A 12,100-nucleotide genomic window follows, 5' to 3' on the forward strand; every position below is an offset into this window, starting at 1 on the left:
TCGATAGGGGTGAGCAATTGCTTAAGCCAGGTATGATGCCGGTAACCATTTCAGCTCTGATTGCCTCGCTGATTGCCGATGGAGCTACTACATTGGTTCCTGCTTCTCATCAGGAAACTACTACCCTGTTTCCGAAAGCGAATTCAATTTATATCAATAATGAAAATTCTAATTTACAGGCGCAAAATAAATCACAATGGCTAAAAATTAGATTACAAAAAAAAGAAAACTCTAAAAAATCGTTCATGACAAGTCTTCATACAGACCATCGGTTTATGCAAAAACATGTGGTAACCACCATCAGCAAACGAAGATTACCATTTGAAACCTTTATAGAAAAAACAACTCGTTTGCCAGTAGGTCAATACCACGTCTTGCACTCTGGCGAAGAAGGCATTGCTGAGATTAAACAGGTGCGCGTTTTTTTAGATGGTCGTATGTTGCAACAGGCCGAACACGTTCAAACCATCCGCCCCCCAACTCCCCGTGTTCTCTTAGAAGGGATTGCTCCAGTTTTACCACCTATTCAATCCCAAACTTACAATCAATCTAATCCTGAAAGTACGCTCAGTACGAGAAGCAGCAATAATTTGCAAAGTGCCGAAACTTTAACGGTGGTTGCTACGGCATACGTTGCAGGCGGAATTACTGCAACAGGAAGACCTGCTGAACCAGGCGTTATCGCGGTCGATCCGTCTGTCATCCCCCTCGGTTCGGTGGTCTATATCCCTGGATTTGGAGACTTAATTGCTGCCGATACGGGAGGCGCTATTCAGGGAGATCGAATAGACATCTGTATGGCTACCGAACAAGAGGCGTTGGATTTTGGTAGAAGGACACTCACACTGTACGTGCTGAAGCCTGGTTCAGCATCCTAAGTTCAAATCCCTCACCGTAAATTTAGCAGATGATATATGAGTAACGCCGGCTCGAAGGGAGCCGGCTACCATGAGGAAAAGTTGGTGCTTCATACAAAAGCAGAACTTACCACCACCAAGCCCATGGCCAAAATGCAGCTATAGCAAGCCAGGGCAAGAAAAAGAATGGCCACCATGCTTCTTCAACGTCTTCCTGCGATCCGTTCTTGCGGGTTAAGACTTCGTATTGTGCTTGCTCTTGACAATTGGCTGGCTGCCATTGACCACGCAAAGGGCGCAGGTAGATTCCATCGTTAGTGACGGAATGCAGGATACCGTGATGGATGGCTCCATTATGAGTGCGAACAACTACACGCTGCCCCACATATGGTGTGACATGCGCACGAGTCACCATGTCTACTCTCCTCCTATAGAGTGAATTTCCACAAAACTGGTTTGTGGTCATCTACACTCTACGCGAAGGAAGGATTTGGACATCACGATATTCGTCCACATGGACGAGCGGAACTTGGCATATTTATAGATAAATTGTGTCATCCATCATGTCAAATGTGCTATTGATCTAAAATTCATTCCACCCCAGCAACGAGAGAGAAACAATTTACCAACCCATTCTTTCCCGCAAATTAATAATTTGTGCTATATGGTGTCTGTTATGCCAAGAATAAACACCGAGCGCTTTATTTAGGTCCCACACCCCACTTACAGGATGGACAAAAGTACGTGTAAAATCTTTATCAGACATATTTTTGAGTAAAATGGACCAACGTTCATGAATCAATGTAAACAACTGCAACGATGAAGCAATGGGCACATGAACGTCAGGAAGTTCTGCCCATAAGTTTTCTTTGACCGCCATGATTTGTGGATTATCTTCGGTTAAAGCGCTCTTAAATCTTGCATACACTAACATATCGTTTTCAGCCAAATGATGGACAATTTGTCGAATCGTCCAGCCTCCATCACGATAGGGTATGTCCAACTGTTCTCCTGATAATCCTTCAACAGCATGATTCAGTTTGGAAGGTGCTTCAACAATATCTTGAATCCACTTCCCCCTATCCAATTCTGTTACATTTTCAACGAATACAAATTTTCCGATTGGATAGCGAATATCCTCCATCAGTCTGCCTCCTGAGATGCTTTTTCTCTATTCTTTGCAGATCACTTTGCAGAAGAATACATCATTAACCAACTGTTTTGCCAGGTTCCTTCATGAATTTCATGATGTTGTAAATACTTCCATTTACGAAAACCCGCTTTTTCATAACAGCGGATAGCTCTTACATTCCATTCAAACGGATCAGCCACAATTCGATGAACTTTGCAATCCCATTCTAGATATTGCACCAATGATGTCACTAATAAAGTACCTATGCCCCGATTCCAAAAAGAAGTCTCACCGATGAATAGATCTATACCATAAATCAATTCTTCCTTACGTAACCCATATTCATTTTTTTGTTGATCGGGTAAAGCGTAAAACTGGACATAGCCAATATTTTCTCCTCTATATTCAACTATGCAAGCTGTTATTCCACGGAGGTTTTTTGACCCATATAACCTGGAAATTTTAGCCATATTATAGGATTGATCTCTACCTTCGTAAAATTCGAGAACTTGTGATTGAGAAAGCCATTTGACCAGCAGAGGGTAATCTTGCATTGTTAATAATCTTACAGACAGCAAGTCTTTTTCGAATAACATTACAACCACTCCAACTATACAAATACAAAAATCGCCTTTTGGTAAAGATTTTCACACTTCCATCTTACCAAAAAGCGATTGGCTTTAAATTTGTAATCTTCGAGTCATTATGAATGAAGACAAACTTTTACCCTACTCTATGCTCCATCCTTAATTTATCAGCTATCATGGCAATAAACTCCGAATTTGTCGGCTTTGTTTTCGAAGCGCTTACGGTATAGCCAAAAACCGTTCGAATGGCATCCATATTCCCGCGCCCCCATGCAACTTCAATAGAATGACGGATAGCTCGTTCTACTCGAGAAGGTGTCGTTTTATAGCGCTCGGCAATTCTTGGATACAAAATTTTTGTAATAGAACCGAGGATATCAACATCATCATAGACAATACCAATTGCTTCACGAAGATAATGATAACCTTTGATATGAGCAGGAACACCAATTTCGTGAATGATCTGCGTGATTTGGGCATCTACAGATTTTTTCGCAACAGTCGATCCGCTAATTGACGGAGTAGCCGACATGGGAGCAAATGAAACTGTAGCTGCCACAGGTGCATTCGAGGAGTAAACGATTTGACGTATCCGTTCTGCAAGCGTCGCCATATCAAATGGCTTAAGGATAAAGTACGAGACACCTAATTCTGCTGCTCGTCTGGTCACATGTTCTTGTCCAAATGCAGTCAGCATAATAATCTTGGGCATTTTTTGATGGTTTTGTTCAGAAAGCCGTTCAATTGTGGAAATACCGTCAAGCACAGGCATGATAATATCTAAAACAATGACATCAGGCGCCTGTTCTCGGACCAATTCTAAAACATCTGTGCCGTTATAGGCGACACCAGTTACATTCATATCGTTTTGAGTAGATAAGAACTCAGCTAGCAAATCTGCAAATTCCCTATTATCGTCCGCAATCAATACACTAATTGCCACCAGAAAACCCCCCTGCGTTCGCTGTGAAACTTTTTCGACAAACAGGGAAAGGTTCCTGCCAATTCTTGCGTAATACTTTTCGTGAGAATTCCATTCAAATCGACATCTTCCGACATGACAAATTCAAATTTATCCCGTTAGCTTTGACTGTAGATCTTCTCCATCTGCATGCATCATCCAAGTTGCTAAAACACCATAGCCACGAGTCGGATCTGAGACAAATACGTGAGTTACAGCGCCAATTAGTTTTCCATCTTGGGTTAGCGGACTTCCGCTCATTCCTTGTACAATACCACCTGTAGCCTGTAAAAGTCGCGGATCAACCACATGTAAAACCAGACTCTTGGTTTGCATGGTTTGCCAAGCGGATACCTTTTCAACTTCCACTTTAAATTTCTCAATCTTGTTTCCCTCAAGCACCGTCCATAAAGTTGCTTCACCTGTGTGAACCTCGTTTGGATAAGCTACCGGTAACAACGGTCCAATTGCTCCATTGGGCTGACATTCACCAAATACACCATAACCATTATTTTGATCTATTTTGCCAATTGGATGAGAATGGGAGGAGAATTCCCCACGCTTTTGACCAGGATGACCGATTTGCCCTTTTACAATCCCAGTAATTCTTGCAGCAAATACCAATCCACGCCCCTCAATAGGCTGTCCAGTATCCACATCTGTAATGGTATGTCCAAGCGCACCCAGTCTGTGTTCTGCCGGATTATAGTAAGTCAATGTTCCAACACCACTGGCTTTGTCACGTACGAAAATACCTAAATGAGGACGCTGATGATTGTCTAAATAAGGATGGATATGAATCGTTTTTGACTTCTTTTGATGAATGATACCAAGTTTTATATCAAACATAGGCCTGATTAACTGTGATGTTAAATCCTGTGTGGAGTGAACTGGATGTCCATTGATAGACTGTATGACATCTCCAATCTCCAAATCTGTAAAACGTGCTGGAGATTTTCGTGAACCATAATCTTGAAACCCGATGACCAATACCCCATCTGACTGCAATCGTATACCTATTGATTCCCCTCCGACTTCTACGTACGATCGCGGTCCAAAGTGAACCTCTTGTTTTTTCCAAGGTAACCAGTTGGTCCACTTCTGCCATGGAGAATCTGTTGCTGATTGCTCAATATAATTTTTATTACCACTGGAGGTAAGTTCAGCGGCCACAATACCTGTAGATTGAGAGGGCAGCACTTGGCTTGGCTCGCTTTGAAAAGTGGTTTGATGATTTTGCACAGTATAAAGCTTTGAATCGTCTTGATGATGAAGCATATCGATAGGATATGAACGGTGGGCTAACATACTGCTCACACCTATGATGCTTGCACCTGCTACGACAACCCATTTGGCAATTGTGCGGTACGGCATCTCAGTTCCCCCTTTTCTAACAACACCTCCGATGTATCGCTCGATAAGTAATTTTCCCTGAAGAGTGGGCAATATGATGTAAAAATTGCTCCAAAGTCGGCGAGACTTGTCTATACTTTGTCATAACTTTGCAGAAGAGCCTTGGCATGTTCCTGAGCAGTATTATCTGCCAATGAGGAACCGAGTAAACGTGCCAGTTCTTGAATACGACCTTCTATAGAAAGGATCGACGCTACAGAAATGGTACGGTTTTCAAATTGCCTTTTTTCAATCAAAAGATGTTGTCCAGAGGAAGCAGCTATTTGAGGAGAATGAGTTACGCAAATCACTTGTTTGTGTCTCGCCAGTTCCTGAAGTTGGCGAGCCATTTTATCTACGGCATATCCGCTCACACCTGTATCAATCTCATCAAAAATCAACAGTTCTGCAGGCTCAACCTCCGCAAATACGGTTTGCAAAGCCAGCAAAACCCTCGATAATTCCCCACCCGAAGCTACCTTCACGAGAGGTTTGAGATCTTCACCCGAGTTTGCTGAAAAAAGAATGGAAACCTCATCCTGTCCATCAGCTCCTACGATCTCTTTTTTTCTAATATTTACTATAAATTGAGCGCTTGGCATGTCTAATTCCTTCAGAATGACTGTAACTTCAGACGCTAGTTTGTCGGCAGCCTGCTTACGTTTGTTGCTCAACAAATCAGCTTCTATTTTTAAATCATGCCATGCCTGTTCCTCTTCTCGTTCCAAACTCGCCAAATTCTCATCAAAGTTTTCTAATTGTTTAACTTCTTCTTCAATCCGATTACGATAAGCCCATATTTCATCAATCGAAGTACCGTATTTACGCATCAATCCACGTAATTGAATCAAGCGATCTTCCACGTCTGCTAAACGATTTGGTTGAAATTCAAGTGAATTTTGATAGGCATCCAAAGCATGTCCAGCTTCTTCTACATGAATAAGGGCTGTTTGTAAAAAATCCAGAGTCTCTTGCAATTGCCCGTCCATCCGTAAGCCGTTTTCCAAACGTTGCACTGCTTTAGCGAGATCTGTTAAAACACCTGTTGAATATCCTTCTTTTCCCTTGAGGAGAGAATCCACTTCTTCAGATAGCGACTTTAATTTGTCCAAAGATTGTAATTTCATTCTTTCTTCGAATAAAGATTCTTCTTCTCCTGAAATTGGGGAAACAGCATCGATCTCCTGCATCTGAAACTGCAACAAATCTAATCGACTCAAACGCTCCAAACTTTTTTGTGATAACTCTAAGCGCTTGTCACGCACTTCTTTCCAGCGATTAAACGCGTTTTTCAAACGCGTCAGATCTTCTTCTAAATGAGCAAAACGGGTAAGAAGCGTTAACTGATGTTGTGCTTCCATCAACGCCTGTTGTTCATGCTGACTATTCTGCAATACAAGTTGAGAACCGATTTCTCGCAGGGCAGATACCGTGATATTTCGTCCATTACAGCGGCATACACTTCTCCCGTTATGAAAGAGTCGCCTGGTCAGAATCAATTCATCTTCAATAGGAATATCCCATTCTTCCAGAATGCCCGTCCAATCCCTATGGGATGGATCAAGATGAAATACCGCTTCTACATACGCTTCTGGAGAGTCTTTGGCAACCCAGTCAGAAGAAGCTCTTCCACCCAATACGAGCGCAATGGCAGAAAGCAGAATTGATTTTCCAGCTCCCGTTTCACCTGTAATCACAGTCATGCCTTCCTGAAAAGACAATTCCATTTTCTCAATTAACGCCAAATGTTCGACTGTGAGTGACACCAGCACCGCTTAGTCATCCTTTCGGTCCAAGTGAGAATGGGGTTCTCGCAATTTTTTGCGCAAAACCGTAAAGAATTCTCGATCTCGCCATTTGATGAGTGTCGTTGAGCAGACTGCCTTACGAATGCGAACACAATCTCCTGAATGTAATCGAACACTGACCTGTCCATCCACTGTCAACTCAAAGTCACTGTGCGATGCTTCAACTTCCAGCAAAATTTCCTGTTGACTATCCATCACGCACGGGCGGGAAAACAAAGTATGAGGACAAATGGGCGTCAATAAAAATACCTCAAGATGTGGTGTAACAATAGGACCTCCACAAGAAAGAGAATAAGCAGTCGAACCTGTAGGTGTGGATACAATCATGCCATCACCGCGAATGGTATCCACATAAACACCGTCCACATATGTATGTATCGTGACCATTCTACCGTAGGAGCCCTTTGCCACCCCAGCATCATTCAAAGCCAATAGCTCCTGAACCATTTTTTCTTCACGTAAAACTGCAGCAGAAAGCATCATCCGTGCTTCCAAGTCATACTCCCGATCACGAATACGTCGCACAGCTTCTTCAATTCCGTCCGGATCAGATTCCGTCAGGAAACCTAAATGACCCACATTAATGCCTAAAATAGGTATATTGGCTGGGGCTAGCATCCTTGCAACTGATAAAAGAGTTCCATCTCCTCCAAGAACAAAAGCAACCTCAATGGCAGAGATTTCGGAGATGGTCTGCAAAATAGTTTGTGAATCGTCTGACTGAAAAGAACAAACTTGAAAACCATTCATCTCCAACTGTTGATGCAAGCGTTCCTGAATTGTACAAGCCTGGCGTTTTTGTGGATTGTATAGCAATAGCGCTGTTCGCATACAGATTGACCTCCAGACAGCCCCACACAAACTCTTTCACATGAAATTCATGGTTTACAGACTATGAAAACCCAGCATGATTCCTATCAAAATACCTGTAAATAATATCCCCGCATTGAGTAAAAGTTGCTTTTGACGCACGTAAATAGGTTTTCTTATTTCAAAATCAATCTCTATAACACTTTCGTCATGAAGATTCATCAGGAGAATACTTTGAACGTGAAAAATTACAAAAATCGGGAACCATTGCTGCATCAAATCCTGTTGGTTGGGTTGATTGGATAACTCATTTGCCGTTACATGAACAGCATATACTTTACCGTTCTTACGAACAATGAAATTCACTTCATATTGTTCTTCAAAAAAAACTCTATCCCAATACCCCTTAAGACGAGCCATGGGCCGAGTATACAAAATTGTATAACCGTTCGAAAGTAAATAATTCCTCACGATGGATGGGTGACCACGCAAAGCACTGTCTGAACTGGACAAGTCAAAGAAAGCCTCAACTTTCCGGGCGTATATTGTCCGACAGGGCTGGTTTTAGTTCATGCCAAGCTCTATGAACCACATCGTCTACATGAAGGGAAATTTGAAAACCCGGTTCTGTATACCAATAGGCAAGGAATTCTATATTACCGTCCCCTCCAGTGATTGGAGAAACGTCCAGCCCCCGACAGGACCAACCCATTTGATTGACACTTTCCAGCATGTCCAATAAAACTCGTCGGTGAACATCCGGCTGACGAATAATTCCTCCCTTGCCCACAAATTCACGACCAGCCTCAAATTGAGGCTTAATTAGTGAAATTATAATGCCCGGTTTTTGAACGATCTCGTTGATTTTTTGAAAAAGCAAGCGTGTTGATATAAAAGAAACATCCATAACGACCATTTGGGGCAAAGGATCAAATAATTTTTTATCAACATGGCGGAAATTGGTACGTTCAAGGACAACCACTTTGGGATTTTGACGCAATTTCCAATCCAATTGACCATAGCCCACATCAAGTGCATAGACTCTGTCCGCTCCATGTTGAAGCAAACAATCTGTAAATCCGCCAGTGGATGCACCTATATCCAGCGCTGTAATTTTTTCGCAAGAAATGTCAAAAACCCGCAGTGCTTTTTCTAATTTCAGTCCGCCCCGACTCACATATCGATTATGCTGACCGCGAACTTCTACTTGCATACCTTCTCGAACGAGAGTACCTGCTTTTTCTGCACGTTCTCCATTTACAAATATCCAACCAGCCATAATAGCTCGCCGCGCCGCCTCACGGCTTGGAAATAGCTGATTTTGATAAAGCCATATATCCAGTCTTTGTTTTGATTCAGTCAATCTTTCAACCCCTTGCCAGATGACGAGAGCGTTTTGCATCCTTCACAAGGAGAAGAGCGTGATCGACCAATGTATCTACATCTAGGCCCACTTGCTTAAGTAACTCTTCTCGACTGCCATGCTCAATAAAACGATCTGGCAAGCCAACTCTGGTTAAAGGAACTTCGAGATGTTCATCTGCCAATACTTCAAGTATAGCGCTACCCATTCCGCCTGCTAATGCAGCTTCTTCGACTGTGAGAGCAGGAATCCCTAGACGAGCATTTTTTACTACTTCCTCTGCATCGAGTGGTTTGACAAAACGCATATTAACCACTTTTGCAGAGATACCATGTTGAGCATACAACCGATCAGCAGCCTGCATGGCAACTGCAACCATCGGGCCAAGCGCATAAATCACTAATTCTCTGCCTTCACGAAGGATTTCCGATGCACCTACTGGTATCAGTTGAAACTGTGGATCAAACGGTACGCCAAGACCATCTGCACGCGGGAAGCGCACAGCTACAGGTCCGTTAAGCTGGAGCGCCGTATATAACATGTGTCGAAGTTCATTTTCATCTTTAGGCATCATCACAGTTAAATGAGGTATAGCCCGCAAATAACTGAGATCAAAAGCTCCTTGATGTGTTTCTCCATCAGGCCCAACCAAACCGGCACGGTCGATTGCAAAAACAACATGAAGATTTTGAATGGCAATATCATGAATGACTTGGTCATATGCACGTTGCAGAAATGTGGAATATACAGCAAAAACCGGTTTTTTCCCACTTGTTGCTAAGCCCGCACAAAACGTGGCGGCATGTTGTTCAGCAATTCCTACATCGAAACAACGCTTGGGAAAAACAGCAGAAAATTTATCTAACCCCGTCCCACTAGGCATAGCTGCAGTAACAGCTACAATTTGTTCGTCTTGTTTGGCTAATTCGATTAAAGTTTGACTAAATACGCTTGTATAAGATGGCGCACCACTAGCTTTCGCCGAAGAAGGCCAAGCATGCCATTTGTCCGGAGCGTTCTCAGCCGAAGCATAGCCTTTACCCTTTTCCGTAATGACATGTATAAGCACTGGTCCGTTCATTTTTTTAGCATCTTCCAAAGTATGGACCAATTCGCCTATATGATGTCCATCAATAGGTCCTAAGTACTTAAATCCAAATTCCTCAAACCAATGCCCCGGCACCATCAAATAGCGCATTGAATCTTTAATTTTTTCCAATGTCTTTGTCAATTTCGCTCCAATAGCAGGTAATCTAAGCAAGGATTGCTCAATCTCTGCCTTTGCTTTAGAGTATGTCGGATCACTGCGCAAACGAGTTAAGTATTTAGAAACAGCACCCACATTTTCTGCAATTGACATTTCATTATCATTCAAGATAACCAGTAAATTAGTTCCTAAATGACCAGCGTGATTTAATGCTTCCATAGCCATGCCGCCCGTCAAGGCACCGTCGCCAATAATGGAAACAACATGATAAGCAGCACCATCCAAATCACGGGCAATAGCCATACCAAGAGCTGCAGAAATCGATGTGCTTGCATGCCCTACTCCAAAAGCGTCATGCTTACTTTCTTCTCGTTTAGGAAAACCTGCCATCCCACCAAGTTTGCGTAACTTTGCAAAACCTTCTTTGCGGCCAGTAAGGATTTTATGCACATAAGCCTGATGACCAACATCCCATACCAATTTGTCTTTTGGACTATTGAAGACTTTATGCAAAGCCAGAGTCAATTCAACAACTCCCAGATTTGCACCAAAGTGACCTCCTGTTTTGGAGACTGTGTCAACCAAGAATTGTCGAATCTCAATAGCCAATTGATTGAGTTGCTCGTCATCCAGTCTTTTGAGATCTTCCGGGCTATTGATGTTTTCCAACATCTAGTGCTGCCCCCGTTTCTTGTCCATTTTGGACCTTAATGACTTGCGAGATTTAAGTTTACCTGATTTTTCAAACAAAAAGGAGACCGTCTCCCAACTTCTTGCCGCCAATAATACAATCGGCGTTGGTGACTGAATGGCAATGGTTTTTCCAATTGCTTTCCAGCCTACTGTCAACGCGGTGACCAGGGCGGTAATGACGATGGAAATTGCCTCTTTATACCAACCATATGCATAAATTTCTTTCATTAGTTGCACACTGACAGCCAGCGCTCCAGCACCGCTTAAAACTCCAGCAATATCGCCAATGACATCGGAACATATGCTGGCAACTTTTTCAGCATTGCGCACAATTACAATTGCCTTACGAGCTCCAAAGATTTTTTTGGAAGCCATTGCATGAAAAGGCGTCTCTCGAGCTGCGGCAGCAGCTAACCCCAGCATATCAAAAAAAACCCCGATTAACACAATAATTAGAACTACAATAAGTCCTATGTACCAGGGCATACGATTTAAAGCTATGGTAGAAGTGTCAAATAAGGCGCCAAGCGGCAATGTAATAGCTGCTATAGTAAGTGCAAAGCGCAAAGGTACACGCCGCGATTTTTTTTTCAAAGACTGTTTCCCACCCTAAGAAACATCCAGCGGGTGGCAGCACCTTGAGTAAACGCTGTGGCTTAGGTCCAGTTGGTTTTCCCATGCACGTATCACAGCGTCGCCGCCATGACGGTTTCCCTTTCAACGCGCATTGGCCGCGTCGCCGAAGGCCAGACTAGATTACCACTTAGTCCACACTATAATCCTCAAGGTGCCACGCCAAGCGAACAGTCTAGGCGTTTTCCGCAACAACCGGAAGGCCACTCTCTAGCCTCTTTTGCAGTATGGATTTCATCTGGCACGGGCCGTTATTCCTTGGCCGAGGATAACAGCTTGTTTCCCAGAATCCTTCAATACCACTCAAGGCAGGCTACACTGCACACAGATTGCCTCCGCATGCAGGTTCATACCCCAAGCCGTAACCCCTTTAATTGCGAGCCACGCACTTAGGCCTCCGCGAAAGCTGGGCTAACGTCCGCATGCCATTGCGGGTCTCCCAACTTTCTTAACTCCCAGCATCAGCCCAAGGCTGGGCGCCTCAAGCCAACACCAGGAACTTCATCGATGTGCCCTTTGACGGATTTTTAGCCCCGTCTTCAAGAGTGGGCGGTTGACTAGAATACTGCGCCACCCGTTCGTGTGATTAGTATACCACAGTTTTTGTAGTATCTTTTGTTTTTTTTAATTCCTCACCAATTCAGTGGGCAATTGGCA

At 43.2% G+C, this 12,100-nt stretch carries 12 protein-coding genes; 1 reads left to right on the forward strand and 11 read right to left on the reverse strand.

What is annotated here, in order from left to right; all coding sequences use genetic code 11:
- The first annotated feature begins 17 nt into the window (after positions 1-17).
- The gene (locus ACOJUR_RS10200; protein ID WP_420949926.1) at positions 18-878 is read left to right on the forward strand and encodes a G5 and 3D domain-containing protein; all 861 of its coding nucleotides are present in this window, start codon (positions 18-20) and stop codon (positions 876-878) included.
- Positions 879-984: 106 nt separating this feature from the next.
- On the opposite strand, the gene ACOJUR_RS10205 is transcribed toward ACOJUR_RS10200, so the two are convergent.
- From ACOJUR_RS10205 to ACOJUR_RS10255, 11 genes are all read right to left on the reverse strand, one after another.
- Positions 985-1,272, reverse strand: coding sequence for an LSm family protein (locus ACOJUR_RS10205; protein WP_203115430.1), 288 nt, complete (start codon positions 1,270-1,272; stop codon positions 985-987).
- 207 nt (positions 1,273-1,479) lie between these two features.
- Complete coding sequence (locus ACOJUR_RS10210) at positions 1,480-2,001, reverse strand: YfiT family bacillithiol transferase (protein WP_420949927.1); 522 nt, start codon at positions 1,999-2,001, stop codon at positions 1,480-1,482.
- Positions 2,002-2,042: 41 nt separating this feature from the next.
- Entirely contained in the window at positions 2,043-2,585 is a 543-nt protein-coding gene (locus ACOJUR_RS10215) for a GNAT family N-acetyltransferase (RefSeq protein ID WP_420949928.1), read from the reverse strand.
- Between the two features lie 127 nt (positions 2,586-2,712).
- Entirely contained in the window at positions 2,713-3,522 is an 810-nt protein-coding gene (gene spo0A, locus ACOJUR_RS10220; protein ID WP_420950538.1) for a sporulation transcription factor Spo0A, read from the reverse strand.
- A gap of 126 nt (positions 3,523-3,648) precedes the next feature.
- A complete protein-coding gene (spoIVB, locus tag ACOJUR_RS10225; protein ID WP_420949929.1) occupies positions 3,649-4,911 on the reverse strand; it encodes a SpoIVB peptidase in 1,263 nt (420 codons plus the stop codon).
- 110 nt (positions 4,912-5,021) lie between these two features.
- On the reverse strand, positions 5,022-6,701 hold the full coding sequence (gene recN / locus ACOJUR_RS10230) for a DNA repair protein RecN (protein ID WP_420949930.1): 1,680 nt from the start codon (positions 6,699-6,701) through the stop codon (positions 5,022-5,024).
- 3 nt (positions 6,702-6,704) lie between these two features.
- Positions 6,705-7,568 carry an NAD(+)/NADH kinase gene (locus tag ACOJUR_RS10235; protein WP_072874199.1) on the reverse strand — a complete coding sequence of 288 codons (864 nt, stop codon included), beginning with the start codon at positions 7,566-7,568 and terminating at the stop codon, positions 6,705-6,707.
- Between the two features lie 54 nt (positions 7,569-7,622).
- A complete protein-coding gene (locus tag ACOJUR_RS10240; protein ID WP_420949931.1) occupies positions 7,623-8,060 on the reverse strand; it encodes a hypothetical protein in 438 nt (145 codons plus the stop codon).
- Positions 8,061-8,073: 13 nt separating this feature from the next.
- The gene (locus ACOJUR_RS10245; RefSeq protein ID WP_420949932.1) at positions 8,074-8,910 is read right to left on the reverse strand and encodes a TlyA family RNA methyltransferase; all 837 of its coding nucleotides are present in this window, start codon (positions 8,908-8,910) and stop codon (positions 8,074-8,076) included.
- A 4-nt stretch (positions 8,911-8,914) separates the two neighbouring features.
- On the reverse strand, positions 8,915-10,789 hold the full coding sequence (gene dxs / locus ACOJUR_RS10250; RefSeq protein WP_420949933.1) for a 1-deoxy-D-xylulose-5-phosphate synthase: 1,875 nt from the start codon (positions 10,787-10,789) through the stop codon (positions 8,915-8,917).
- Positions 10,790-11,404 (reverse strand): CNNM metal transporter family protein, encoded by a 615-nt coding sequence (locus tag ACOJUR_RS10255; protein WP_072874195.1) that lies wholly within the window; start codon positions 11,402-11,404, stop codon positions 10,790-10,792.
- Positions 11,405-12,100: the final 696 nt, after the last annotated feature.

Origin of the sequence: Alicyclobacillus tolerans, from assembly GCF_048984885.1 — a bacterium.
Taxonomy (GTDB): domain Bacteria; phylum Bacillota; class Bacilli; order Alicyclobacillales; family Alicyclobacillaceae; genus Alicyclobacillus_I; species Alicyclobacillus_I tolerans.